Origin of the sequence: Rhizobium sp. Root482, assembly GCF_001426565.1 — a bacterium.
Classification (GTDB): Bacteria; Pseudomonadota; Alphaproteobacteria; order Rhizobiales; family Rhizobiaceae; genus Pararhizobium.
On record NZ_LMFA01000021.1, the window covers coordinates 139,600 to 152,469 of the forward strand.

Here is a 12,870-nt window from a genome sequence, read left to right on the forward strand (position 1 = left end):
GGTTTTTTATTGGAATTCGAAGATGTTGCGGAAGACGCCCGGCGCGATGAGCGACAGCGGGTTGATCGTCAGTTCCGGCTTGCTGAACGGCCCCACCAGCTTGAAGGTGATCCCGAGCAGGCCACGGTCGCGGCCATTGCCGAGAAGCGCGCCGATCAGCGGCAATTCGCTGAACAACCGGTTCAGCCCATAGGCCGGCATGAAGGTGCCGGTCATGTCCATATTGCCGTTGCGGTCGCGCACCGTTCCCTGGAAGGTCGCACCGACATCCACGCCCCGCACCACCCCGCGTTCGACAGCGATGGCGCCATTGTCGAGCATCAGATTGGCAAAGCCGCGCTCGAAACGGGCCGAATTGACATTGATGTCCTTCTTGACCGCCTCGTTCAGGCTTCGCCCGTCGGCTCCCGCCGGCGTCGAAACGATGGATTTCAGTCGGGTCTCATTGACCAGGGAGAATTTGCGGATATCCACGCTCCCCCGCCAGGATCCGCCGCCACGATCGCGCAATTTCAGATTGACCAGCCCGCCGCGCATATTGCTGTAGATATTGGCGAAACGTGCCAGGGCGCCAGCGTCGCTGCTGGTCAGTTCCAGTATGTTGTCGGCGCCATTCTTCTTCAATCCGGCCACCAGTGCCTGGCCGCCGCCGGTAACGGCGGACAGATCGACCGTATCGATCAGCTGGCCCCTGGCGGCATAATTAAGATTGAAATTCGACAGCGTTTCGCCATGGAATCCGCTGACGCTCTCCAGCCGCGCAGCGATGGCGACCCTCCCGCTGCTTTCCGCAGTGTCGCCGGAGGGTTTTCGCAGGTTTTCGATGACGGGTCGCAGATCGGCCGAGCGACCATCGACAGCGACGGCAAAGCCGTTCTTCTGGCGCTGGATCGTGACGGCATAATCGTCGCCCTTGGCAAGCTGCACCGAAGAAAAACGTCCGGAACTCAAGCCGGCCTTGTCGATAACAAGCTTGCCGCTGGCACCGAAACCATCGCCGTCGAGCACCAGATCGTCGATATGCGTCACTCCCTCGTCCGAAATTGCTGAAAAACGTGCCTTCGCGCCGATGCCGGCGCCTTTTTCCCAGCCGATCCACGGGAGGGAGACCGATGCCTTGCCCAAGTCGGCGATAATGTTCTGCCGATCCTGTTCGTCTATCGAGATATCGACCGAGACCGGTCCGGCGATGAGGCCGGCAAGACCCGGCGCCAGCTTCGCAAGGGCTCCGTCCTTCAGTGTTCCCGAAATTTCCCGCTTCCGTGGAACCGGGTTCGACCTGTCGACCGGCTCGATCAACGAGATGTCCATCGGCATGCCGTCTATGTCGGCCGTCGCCTCCAGGACCGCCTGCTGCGAATCGATCCTGAAGGTTCCCTCGATCGCCGAAATGTCGCGTCCGGAGATCGGCTTGTTGACGGTGACGCCGTCAAGCAGCATCTGCGCCTGCCAGAGCGGCGGCGGCGGGTCCTGCTCGTCCACCAGACCGAATCGCGCCCCGACCTGTGCCGTCATCGGCCCGGAAAAATCTTCCGGCTTGAACGGCGTTCGCTGCAGGGCAAGGATCGGCCTGTAACTGACGAGTTCCGCGATCGCATCGGCCTCTCCGCCGACATCCAGCTTCATCTCGGCGATCAGCGGCTTCTCATAGGTGTTGGGAATGATGAAATCGCCGCCTTTCAGCGTGACGGAACGACCGGAGGGAAAATAGGCGGTCCCCTGCTCGATCTCGATGCCGAGATGCTCTCCCTTAAGCTTGATCGCGCCGGCGGCATCGCGCAGTGGCGGGATATCGCCGGTGATATTGACCCGCGCATCGGCGACCTTGAACTGGAGGCTCAATTCATCGGCATTGAGATCGATTGGGCCGACCGTCTGTGAAATCCGACCCATCGGCACGAATATCTCGATCTTGCCATCGGTAACCGTGCCGCCGAAAATATTGGCGATGACCCAGCGACGCGCCTTTTTGCCGATCCACCACGGCCAGAGCTGCTTGACGGCAGCCGCCTGCAATTGGTCGGAGACAAGCGCGAAACCGATCTGCGGCGACGTGTCTCCAAATGTCATGGCGAGCGATCCCGCCGCCGTGCCGAGCCCGCTTGCCACCGTCAGTTCGTCGAAGACCAGCTTGTGGCTTTGGGACAGGAACCGGCCTCGCGCCTTGGCGTCGAAAACCAAGGGCGTCGCTGTCACATCGACCGGCGCCGAGCGCGCGCCCTGGGCCAGGAGATCGATTGAAAATCCGGCCTCGCCGGTCTCGCCGGCACGTTCGAGATCGGCGATCGCGCCAGTGAACGGGAAGGTCGATCGACCGACCCGCATGGTCGAGGGCAAAACCTCGATCCGTTTCCGGCTAAAATCATAGGTGACAACGAGTTCGGACGGCAGGAGTTGCGAGTTGAATCCGCCCGCCTCGAAAAGCCCTTCCCTCGATTTGCCGCTCAATTCCAGCGTCGGCGCGACCGCATCGTCGCCGCGCGTCGCCTTGATGGCGAGATCGGCGGCGGCCTTGATGCCGAAGGCCTCCTCGGTCGGCGTTTCCTCGCGATAGAGGAGAGAGGACAGTGGCAGCCCACTCACAGCGCCGGCCATACTCGCCATCCGGCCATCGCGGCGTTCGGCGCGAAGATGCAACTCGGCATCCTGACCATCGACGGTGAAGGCTCCATCGATCTGCATGGACCCATCGTCGCTGCGCTTGAAGTCGATGGCATCCACGACCACTGCCACCACCTGTTTTCGCGGCCCGGCGATGGACAGGCTGAGGTCGGCGATCCGCACTGTTTTGGTATTGCTGCGACCGATCAGTTGGGAAATACCGTCGATCCGGGCAAAGACACGCTCCAGGCCATCGGCGATGTGACCGACGCGAATCGCCGTCAGGTCGATCGGCTTGCCCTGCGGCAGGAGTGAGGGATCAAGCGTTGCCCCCTCCGCCTCAAGCCTGGTGACCGCGACCCTGCCGGTCATCAGGGCAAGCGGGCTGAGTTCGATGAAGACCGATTTGGTGGAGACAAGGCGCTTGCCGGAAGCGTTTTCGACCAGCGTGACGTCGCGCGCCTTCAAGGCAAGCGCGCCGTTCGAGGTCACCCGTACCACGGTGCTGCCGACTTCGGCATGGTAACCGTCGCCAAGCGCGACATTCAGCGCAGCCTTGGCCCGCGCATTGAGAGGGCCGTCCAGCATGCCGCTCTCAATCGTCGCCAAAACCGCCACGCCGAGGAGAAGGAGAACGGCCGTGAGGCCGGCCAGTGCGGCAAGCAACCGGTTGGCGCGGCCACGGCCGTGCGGCGCATGCACGATACAGGGATCATGTGCCTGCGCCGACGGCAGCGAATGCAAAGCCACAATGTCCTGCTTGCGAAACGATACTTTTTCGCCGCGAATATCGTTCATCGGCGCCCGGTTACCTCAGCAATGGTCAATCGAATCATGCCGTCTTTCCCGTTTGCCGCGGTCTCGGCCGCAGCGTTCAACGTCTCATTCTCCATGGTGCATAGTCTGCTGGCGTTGCGCCGGGCTGATTCTTGCAGCTTTTCGGCCATGAATGCCACCGTCACGACGAAACGGAGGTGCACATTTGCAGGTGGTCCACAGGCCTTGCGGACAGAGTGGAAGCCACGCGCCGCTCCATCGCCTCTGTTCGCATGTCTGATCACTCCGTACTGGACGCCACCGGTCCGGATTGGCTAAGCCATGGGCGACAAACCGCAGCACATGATCCAAAAAAAAGGAATAACCATGGCAAACATAGCGGAAGGTGCCCTCGCGCCTGATTTCATCCTTCCCCGCAACGGCGGCGGAACGGTTTCTCTCGAAGAGTTTCGCGGCAAGACGGTCGTGCTGTTCTTCTACCCGAAGGACGATACCAGCGGCTGCACGGCCGAATCGATCGCCTTTACGGCTCTCAAGGATGCGTTTGCCGGAGTTGGCGCCGTGGTCATCGGCCTGTCGCCGGACTCGGTGAAAAAACACGACAAATTTGCCAAGAAATACGAACTGTCGGTGATTCTCGCAGCCGACGAGGAGAAGGCCGTTCTGAATGCCTATGGCGTTTGGGTGGAAAAGAGCATGTACGGCCGCAAATATATGGGCGTCGAGCGCACCACGGTCCTGATCGGGCCAGACGGCCGCGTGCGAAAGATCTGGGAAAAAGTGAAAGTCCCGGGACACGCCGAAGAGGTTCTGGCGGCAGCAAGGGCACTTGCGCAAGGCGAAAGGGAATGACGGGCCTGCCGTCGATCCACAGTCTGCGTGACGGCGCCGCACGCGCCATCCGCGCGGCCGATCTCGACGTCAAGACATTGCTGACGCAGGAGGCGGCGCGGCGCTGGAACGAGCGCAGCCTATCGCTGCGATCACCACTGGACATGCTGGCACCGGAGCGTCCCGGCCGACCGGAAAAACCGGATCTCATTGCACCGAGGCAGGTTCCGAAGCGGTCTCTGACCACGCAAAAGGGCCGAGTAGCCCTGCTCCATGCCATCGCTCATATCGAACTCAATGCCGTCGATCTCGCACTCGATATCGTCGCGCGTTTTGCCGGCGAGCCCGTTCCCAATTCCTTTTTCGATGGCTGGATGCGAGTGGCGTTCGAGGAGGCCAAGCATTTTCGCCTGGTGCGCGACCGGCTGCGGCAGCTGGGCGCCGATTATGGCGACCTGCCCGCCCATGACGGTCTCTGGCAGGCGGCGCACGATACGAGGAACGATCTTACCGCCCGGCTTGCGGTCGTTCCGCTCATCCTCGAGGCCCGCGGGCTCGATGTCACCCCGGCGCTGCAGGCGAAGATGCGCGAGGCCGGCGATCTGGAAAGTGCCGCGGTGCTCGACGTGATCTACGAGGACGAAAAGGGCCATGTTGCAGTAGGCGCGAAATGGTTTCGCTTTCTCTGCGCCCGCCAGAAGAAAAACCCGGCCATCGCCTTCCAGGCGCTGGTACGGGCGAATTTCCGCGGGCCGCTCAAGGCGCCGTTCAACGACATTGCCCGGGCCGAAGCCGGCCTGACGCCTTCCTTCTACCGCTCGATGACCGCATCGGTGAATATCTAGGCCGGGAAGGCACCTCCCGGCTGGCTCGGGCAAGGCTTTGTTAACCTTAACAGTATCTAATCCTCCCCATCAAATGCGCGGAACGCAGGCGGCGGGGGTGAGTTGATGTCTACGGAAAGCCGAGTCTTCGGCAAACGCGCGGAAAAGCACATCCTCATCCTGGCCAGCGGCGACAAGGTCCGCCACATGACCGTCCAGCCTTGGATGGCAGCGCTTTCGGTCTGCTTCATATCGGTATTCTCCATCGGCTACCTTGCCGCGACCTCCTACCTGGTACTGCGCGACGATCTGATCGGCGGCACGATGGCACGGCAGGCGCGCATGCAGCATGAATATGAGGACCGGATCGCAGCTTTGCGCGCCCAGGTCGATCGCGTGACGAGCCGCCAGCTCCTCGACCAGCAGGTCGTTGAAGACAAGGTCGAGAAACTGCTTCAGCAGCAGATGGCACTGTCGTCACGCCATGGCAGGCTGGGCTCGCTGCTCGAGCGCGCCGAGGAATCGGGGATCGCCGGTGAAGCGCCGCAGCCGATCGCGATCATGCCTCAAGAGGACGGAAAGCAAGCCGATGCATCCGGTGGCCTGCGCGCGATCGAGCGGCTGATGGGGATCACCGGCAGCCAGGCGGAGCAGCGCACGGCGCTTGCCTATGCGCCGCCGGCAGTGACGGGCCTGCGCGAAACCATCTCTGATCGGGCCGACAGGCTGTTTTCCAAGGTTACCCTGTCGCTGAAAAACATAGAGCAGGAGCAGAGGACGCGTATCGACAGCCTGACCGCGGGCGCCGACGAGACAACCGAGGCCATACGAAACATTTTGACGCGAACCGGCGTCAAAGTCGAGAATGAAGACCTTGTTGCGAGTGTCCCGGCATCGGCTGCGGAAGCGCCGGTCGGCGGACCCTTCGTGGAACCCGAAGCCGCCGAAGCCTTCGACAATTCCCTGGTCGCGCTCGACAGCGCCCTTGGCCGGCTCGAACAGATCCGCAGCCAGGCGAGCAAACTTCCGTTCAGCAATCCCTCGTCGGCCAGCGATATCACCAGCCATTTCGGAAACCGGCTCGACCCCTTCATCGGCCGTCTCGCGCTGCACGCCGGCATCGATTTTCGCGCACCGACGGGAACCCGGGTCGTCGCCACAGCTCCCGGAACGGTCATCACAGCAGGAAAATCCGGCGGATACGGCAATATGGTCGAGATCGATCATGGCAACAGCATCACCACCCGCTATGCCCATCTGTCGAGCATTCTCGTCAATACCGGCGACCGGGTCGAGAAGGGTGACGCCGTTGCCCGCTCCGGGAGCACCGGTCGTTCGACCGGGCCGCACCTGCATTATGAGGTTCGGCTGAACGGCAAGGCCGTCGATCCCATGCGCTTTTTGACCGCAGGCCGGAAGCTCGACAATTACATCAATTGACATTCGTTACGGGCGGAGATTTGCGCTATCCCATTGTCGTTCGGCCATTTTTGGTGCTCTTCGCCGCTCCGATTGCCGGTTTTCTTGACTTTGTCCGTCTATGGGACTAAGAGCCCTGCGACGGCGCTCAAAGCATGTGCCGATTGACCAGTGTTCGATCGAACCGGAACGGAAACAGATTTCCCTTTGACCACTTTTTCAGACCTTGGCCTGAGCCAAAAAGTTCTTTCCGCTGTCACGGACGCGGGCTACACCATCCCGACCCCGATCCAGGCCGGCGCCATTCCGCCAGCCCTGCAGCGGCGTGACATTCTGGGCATCGCCCAGACCGGGACCGGCAAGACGGCCTCCTTCGTGCTGCCGATGCTGACCCTTCTTGAAAAGGGCCGCGCCCGCGCGCGTATGCCGCGCACGCTGATCCTGGAGCCGACCCGCGAACTGGCAGCCCAGGTCGCCGAGAATTTCGAGAAATACGGCAAGAACCACAAGCTCAATATCGCGCTTCTGATCGGCGGCGTGTCCTTCGACGAGCAGGACCGCAAGCTGGAGCGCGGCGCCGACGTGCTGATCTGCACGCCCGGCCGCCTGCTCGATCATTGCGAACGCGGCAAGCTTCTGATGACCGGCGTCGAGATCCTCGTCATCGACGAAGCCGACCGGATGCTCGACATGGGCTTCATTCCGGATATCGAGCGCATCGCCAAGCTCATTCCGTTCACCCGCCAGACCCTGTTCTTCTCGGCCACCATGCCGCCGGAAATTCAGAAGCTGGCTGACCGCTTCCTGCAGAATCCGGAGCGTGTCGAGGTTTCCGTACGCTCCTCCACCGCCCTGACGGTGACGCAGCGCCTGGTTGCGACCCATGGCAAGGACTATGAGAAGCGCGCCGTACTGCGCGACCTGATCCAGAAGCAGGAAGAACTGAAGAACGCCATCATCTTCTGCAATCGCAAGCTTGACGTGGCCGACCTGTTCCGTTCGCTCAGCCGCCATGGTTTTTCGGTTGGCGCGCTGCATGGCGACATGGATCAGAGTTCGCGCACCAAGACGCTGGCGAGCTTCAAGGACGGCCAGATCCAGTTGCTGGTCGCCTCTGACGTCGCCGCCCGCGGCCTCGACATCCCCGATGTCAGCCACGTGTTCAATTTCGACGTGCCGATCCATGCGGAGGATTATGTCCACCGCATCGGCCGCACCGGTCGTGCCGGCCGTTCCGGCGCTGCCTTCACGCTGGTTTCCAAGCGCGACACGAAATTCCTCGATGCGATCGAAAAGCTGATCGACAAGCAGATCGAATGGCAGAACGGCGATCTTTCCGCCCTGCCCGCGCCCATGGAAAGCCATGAGAGCAGCAAGCCGGAACGTGGCGGACGCGACGGCAAACGCGGCGGACGGCGTAATGAGCGGGATCGTGACCACGCGCCCCGCCCGGTGTCCAGTCACAAATCGGACATCAAATCAGACGATACAGTAGCGCAACCGGAACCAATCATTGCAAAGGCAGACCCTGTGAGAGCAGAACGCAAGGCAGAAACGAAGCCGCAGAACGCCGGTCGTAACAGCAACCGCCCTGCGCCTCAGCCTTATCCGGCCAATGACGACAATCGTGATCGTCGTAACCGCTATCGCCGCGACCATGACGACGGCCCGACGCCGATCGGTTTTGGCGAGGATATTCCCGCCTTCATGCTGATTGCCGGCAAGGCCTGATCTCCGAGCCGGGCGCGAGGGCTGCCATGGCTCGTCCAGGCGTTGATTTCCCCGGTGTGGGTTGCGGGCTTGCCGTCGTGAAAGACGGCAAGCTTTTGCTTTGCAAGCGCCTGAAGGCGCCCGAATCAGGACATTGGAACATCGTCGGCGGCAAGGTGGATCATATGGAACCCGCCGCCGATGCCGCTCGCCGCGAGGCCGAGGAAGAAAGCGGCCTGGCGATCCATTCGGCCCGCTTCCTTTGTCTCAGCGAACAATTGATCGATGCCGACCGTCAGCATTGGGTGTCGCTGATCTATGTGAGCGACGATTTTTCCGGCGAACCATGGTTGACCGAGCCGGACAAGCTTTCCGACATCGGCTGGTATTCGCTCGACGACTTGCCGCAACCGCTGTCACGCTTCGCCATGGATGCGGTCCATGCCCTGCGCCAGCAGGCTATGGCTTGGCCCTGAGCGCCGCCTGCCAGGCAAGCCGCACCCAATCCGCCATCTCGTCCGGATCGTCGAAGGCCTGATCGGGGATCGACCAATACGGCATTTTCACGGATTTCCCCTTTCCGTCATAGGCCCATTGGGTGGCGCCGGCCGCCTCGAATTGCGGCGCGGTCTGCGCATCGGCCTTCAGCAGAATATCGCCGCCCACCTCCAGGGCGAGGATGCGGCCGTCAAAATAAATGCCCTTGCCGCCGAACATGCGCTTGACCTTCACCGGGCCGAGCGCTGAAAACATGTCCTCGATCGCCGCATTGTCCATCAGTGTCAGCCTTTCAATATGCCGCCCGCGGCAAGAATTGCCTCCGGCGTGTCGAGGTCCAGATGGGCGGCGGGCCCGATTTCGACGTCGATCACCGGCAATCCGCAGGTTTCGATGATATGGCGGGCGCCGACATCCCCCTCAAGCTTGCGGACCTCGGAAAAGACCGCGCGTGGCAGTATGACCGGATTGCCGCGCCGGCCGTTCGAGACTGCGCGAATGACGGCCGCCCCGCCTTGCGTCCTGAACGCGGATATCATCGCGGCGAGCTCGCCTGTTGTCACGAAGGGCATGTCCGCCAGCATGACGAGAACGCCGTCGACCGCCGGGCCGATGGCATCCAGTCCGGCGATCAGCGACGAAGCCATGCCGGACGCATGGTCGTCATTGTCGGCAAAAGCGATATCGAGCCCGTCGAGAGCGGTGCGAATCTCCGCCTTCCTGTGACCTGTCACGGTAATGACACTGTCAGCGCCCGCGCCAAGTGCCGCTTCGGCGCTGCTACGGATCATCGGGACGCCCCCGAATTCGGCAAGCAGCTTGTGATGCCCGGACGGCCCCATGCGGCTCGCCTTACCGGCCGCAAGCAGCAGGATTGCGACGGAGGTTTCCCGGGCCTGCTGGCCAGCCAGTGCGCGCGGCGAAGGGCGGGTCGGTATCTCCATCAGCAGGCCGCCGACGCCAAGGCCGGCTATGTCCCGGGATGTCGGCCATTCGCCGGCAAGAATCCGGTTTAGGACCCAGTCGAAGCCGTTTTCCTTCGGGCTGCGGGCGCAACCCGGCGCGCCGATCACCGGGTGATCGCCGATCCGCCCGAGAACCAGGAGATTGCCGGGATCGACCGGCATGCCCAGATGCTCGACCTCCCCCCCTGCCCGACGGATGCCGGCCGGCACCACGTCGTCCTCGTCTGCCACAGCCGAGGCGCCGAAAATGACAATCATATCGCAGAGCGGCCGCATCTTCCTGATCGCTGCAGCGACGGCCTCAGCGTCGTGGTCAATCCGCTCCTCATGCTCGACCCGGCTTTGCGACAGGGACAGTCGCTGTTCCAGATTCCGACGGGTCTTGTCGAGCACGCTCGGCTTCAGGGAAGGCAAAAGCGTCGCGATCAGACCGATACGGCGCGACGCAAAGGGTTTGACGGCAAAAGCCGCGGTTTCGCCGAGCAGGCCGACGGCGCGCTCGACGGATTTTTCAGCGACGGCGAGCGGTATGATCTTGATCGTCGCCACCATATCGCCGGAGCGCACCGGCACATGATCGGCAAGGCAGGCAAGCGTGATGGCCGGATCGACGCCGTTGAGCCGATCGACCACCGACCTGTTCGCGACGAAAAGCCCGTCCGCTTCCGCGAAGATATTGACCCGCCCGGTGCTCGCCGGCGAAAATGTCAAATGGTCGCGCCCGATCGCGCCGGCAATGCGGGCTGCGGCCTCGTCCTCCAGCACGTCGCCAGGTTCCAGGCGGGCAACGATGATTTCGGTAATTCCAGCCGTCTGCAGGGCGGCAATATCCTCCAACGTAAGGAGACGGCCCTTCGGCAGGCGTCCGCTGGCAAGCTTTGCCGCATGGGCGAGCACCGTGCCTTCTGCCTCGGCTACTGCGACCGGCCCAAACTTCATGCCGCGCCCCTTCGATCGCCGGCCACATCCCGCCGACGCAGCGCCTGAATGATTTCGGCCAGAATGGCGACGGCGATTTCGGCCGGGCTCGACGCGCCGATATCGAGACCGATCGGCGCGCGGATACGGGCAATGGCCTCCTGATCGACGCCAAGCGCGGACAGTCGTTCCACCCGACCGGCATGGGTTTTTCGGCTCCCCAACGCGCCGACATAGAAACAGCCGGCATCCAGCGCCGCCTTCAACGGGACATCGTCGATTTTCGGGTCATGGGTGACCGCCACCAGCGCCGTATGAGCATCCAGCGGCACGTGGGCCAGCGCCTCGTCCGGCCATTCCGCCAGCAATTTCGTGTGCCCGAACCGCTCCGGCGTCGCAAAGGCGGAGCGGGGATCGATAATCGTCAGGTCGAGCCCGGCGATCGGCGCCAGGCCGGCAAGCGCCTGGGAAATATGGACCGCGCCGATGACGACGATACGCGGCGGCGGAAGATAGACGTTGATGAAGACCGGCTGCTCTCCGCCCTGCAGTATCCCCGGCTTGCCGCTGCGAAACGCGGCCTCGACGGCAACGGCGGCGCTGCCGGTGATCGCTTCGCCCTCGATGAAGACCTCGGTCCGGCCGGTCTCCAGTTCGGTCACCGTGGCGACAGCACGCCGCGCCTGGCGTGCTACATTGATCCTGTAGAGTTGTTCAGGCAGCATGATCTATCCGAGCCTTTCGACATAGACGCGGATGCGGCCGCCGCAGGAAAGACCGACGCGCCAGGCGGTCTCGTCGGCAACGCCGAATTCGAGCAGGCGCGGCGCGCCCGTCGCGATGACCTCGGCCGCTTCCCCCACAACCGCGCCCTCGACGCAGCCGCCCGAGACCGAACCTTCGAAGTTGCCATCGGCATCGATGACCAGATGACTGCCGGCCGGCCTTGGCGCCGAGCCCCAGGTCTCGACGACCGTGGCGATCGCGACGCTGCGGCCCTCGCGCAACCAGTGTTCGGCCGTCGTCAGCGGATCGGTGAAATTCGGTTGGCTGGACATGACAGGCTCTCCAGGGGTCTAACGGCCACCGAGGAAGCGGCGCGGATCGCCGCCATCGACGGCCCGACCGGACAAAGCCGCGGCCAGATCCGCTACGGCCTCAAGATTATGCACGGCGCGCAATTCGTCAACATGCGCCAACATGGCCCGGACGCCGCGCGCCCGTGCCTCGAACCCTTCGAAGCGCAGGAGCGGATTAAGCCAGATCAACCGCCGACAGGACCGGTGCAGGCGGTCCATCGCCGTTTCCAGCACGCTCGTGTCGTCCCGCTCCAGCCCGTCGGTGATCAGGAGCACGACGGCGCCCTGCCCCAGCACCCGGCGTGACCAGAGGCGGTTGAAATCCCCCAGCGCCTCGCCGATCCGGGTACCGCCCGACCAGTCGTCGACGATCCGCAGACATTGACTGACCGCTTCGTCTGGATCGCGGTTCTTCATCTGCCGTGTGACATTGCTCAACCGCGTGCCGAAAAGGAAGACATGGACGCGCCGGCGCTTTTCCGTGAGCGCATGCAGGAAATGCAGGAAGATGCGGGTATATTGGCTCATCGAACCGGAAATGTCCGCGAGCACGACCAGCGGCGGATGGATGGTCCTGTGCTCGCGAAAGCGCGGCAGGATCAGGTCTCCGCCGGTTCTCATCGCATCGCGCATGGTGGCGCGCGGATCGATGTGTCGCGGCCGGTGCGAGGAGCGGAACCGCCGGCTTCGTGTCCGGTCCATCGGAAGCACCAATGCCGAAAGCGCCTTCCTTGCTTCGGCAAGTTCGGCCGCCGACATCTGGGCAAAATCCGTGCGGCGCAGGATTTCACGCTGCGAGGCGGTGAAGCGGGCGTCCACCTCGATATCCGGCCTGTCGCGGACGGGGCTCGGCCGGTCACGCTCGGCAAACAGCGCATCGCCGACACGCGTTGCCGCTGCCCGCGGGGGCTGCTTCTCGCGATTGTCAGGTGCCACCGGCGAAAGCATCGCGATCATCTTGCCGATCAGGTCGCGCGACCGCCAGAAAATCCGGAAAGCCTCGTCGAACAGGGCCTGATCCTCGCGGCGCTTGACGAAGACCGATTGCAGCGCCGCCTTGAATTCCTCCCTGGCACCGATGCCGATCAGCGCCGCGGCCTCGATCGCATCGGCGACGGCACCGGGTCCGATCTTCAGGCCTGCCTTGCGAAGGGTGCGGGCGAAAAAGACGATATTGTCGGCCAGCCGGCCGTCGCCCGGAGCAAGCGGCGGAAGCACGGCGCCATCCCCCGGGAGAGCCGTTGCCAT

12 protein-coding genes are annotated in these 12,870 nt (G+C 63.1%); 5 read left to right on the plus strand and 7 right to left on the minus strand.

Translation table 11 applies throughout. The annotated features are described in order from the left end of the window. Positions 1–6: 6 nt before the first annotated feature. Both ASD31_RS14825 and ASD31_RS26515 read right to left on the minus strand, forming a co-directional pair. Complete coding sequence (locus ASD31_RS14825) at positions 7–3,399, minus strand: DUF3971 domain-containing protein (RefSeq protein WP_056335133.1); 3,393 nt, start codon at positions 3,397–3,399, stop codon at positions 7–9. Then, positions 3,396–3,548 (minus strand): hypothetical protein, encoded by a 153-nt coding sequence (locus tag ASD31_RS26515; RefSeq protein ID WP_156392676.1) that lies wholly within the window; start codon positions 3,546–3,548, stop codon positions 3,396–3,398. Before ASD31_RS26515 ends, ASD31_RS14825 begins: the two co-directional genes overlap by 4 nt. A 196-nt stretch (positions 3,549–3,744) precedes the next feature. Here ASD31_RS26515 and ASD31_RS14835 point away from each other — a divergent pair, with 196 nt between their 5' ends. The 5 genes from ASD31_RS14835 to ASD31_RS14855 all read left to right on the plus strand — a co-directional run bounded on the left by ASD31_RS14835 (position 3,745) and on the right by ASD31_RS14855 (position 8,638). Beyond that, complete coding sequence (locus tag ASD31_RS14835; protein ID WP_056335808.1) at positions 3,745–4,230, plus strand: peroxiredoxin; 486 nt, start codon at positions 3,745–3,747, stop codon at positions 4,228–4,230. Then, positions 4,227–5,054, plus strand: coding sequence for a ferritin-like domain-containing protein (locus ASD31_RS14840; RefSeq protein WP_056335140.1), 828 nt, complete (start codon positions 4,227–4,229; stop codon positions 5,052–5,054). Before ASD31_RS14835 ends, ASD31_RS14840 begins: the two co-directional genes overlap by 4 nt. A 105-nt stretch (positions 5,055–5,159) precedes the next feature. Continuing rightward, positions 5,160–6,473 carry a M23 family metallopeptidase gene (locus ASD31_RS14845; protein ID WP_056335143.1) on the plus strand — a complete coding sequence of 438 codons (1,314 nt, stop codon included), beginning with the start codon at positions 5,160–5,162 and terminating at the stop codon, positions 6,471–6,473. Positions 6,474–6,659: 186 nt separating this feature from the next. Continuing rightward, a complete protein-coding gene (locus ASD31_RS14850; protein WP_056335148.1) occupies positions 6,660–8,183 on the plus strand; it encodes a DEAD/DEAH box helicase in 1,524 nt (507 codons plus the stop codon). 26 nt (positions 8,184–8,209) lie between these two features. After that, a complete protein-coding gene (locus ASD31_RS14855; protein WP_056335151.1) occupies positions 8,210–8,638 on the plus strand; it encodes an NUDIX domain-containing protein in 429 nt (142 codons plus the stop codon). Here ASD31_RS14855 and ASD31_RS14860 read toward each other — a convergent pair. From ASD31_RS14860 to ASD31_RS14880, 5 genes are read right to left on the minus strand one after another with little or no spacing between them, the layout of a single operon-like run. Next, a complete protein-coding gene (locus tag ASD31_RS14860) occupies positions 8,622–8,939 on the minus strand; it encodes a TfoX/Sxy family protein (RefSeq protein WP_056335154.1) in 318 nt (105 codons plus the stop codon). The genes ASD31_RS14855 and ASD31_RS14860 overlap by 17 nt on opposite strands. A gap of 5 nt (positions 8,940–8,944) precedes the next feature. Next, positions 8,945–10,564 carry an NTP transferase domain-containing protein gene (locus ASD31_RS14865; protein ID WP_056335157.1) on the minus strand — a complete coding sequence of 540 codons (1,620 nt, stop codon included), beginning with the start codon at positions 10,562–10,564 and terminating at the stop codon, positions 8,945–8,947. Then, complete coding sequence (locus ASD31_RS14870; RefSeq protein WP_056335160.1) at positions 10,561–11,268, minus strand: XdhC family protein; 708 nt, start codon at positions 11,266–11,268, stop codon at positions 10,561–10,563. The genes ASD31_RS14865 and ASD31_RS14870 overlap by 4 nt, the downstream gene beginning before the upstream one ends. A gap of 3 nt (positions 11,269–11,271) precedes the next feature. Then, positions 11,272–11,601, minus strand: a complete 330-nt coding sequence (locus ASD31_RS14875; protein ID WP_056335163.1) for an XdhC family protein — start codon at positions 11,599–11,601, stop codon at positions 11,272–11,274. A gap of 18 nt (positions 11,602–11,619) precedes the next feature. Next, positions 11,620–12,870 carry a vWA domain-containing protein gene (locus ASD31_RS14880; protein WP_056335166.1) on the minus strand — a complete coding sequence of 417 codons (1,251 nt, stop codon included), beginning with the start codon at positions 12,868–12,870 and terminating at the stop codon, positions 11,620–11,622.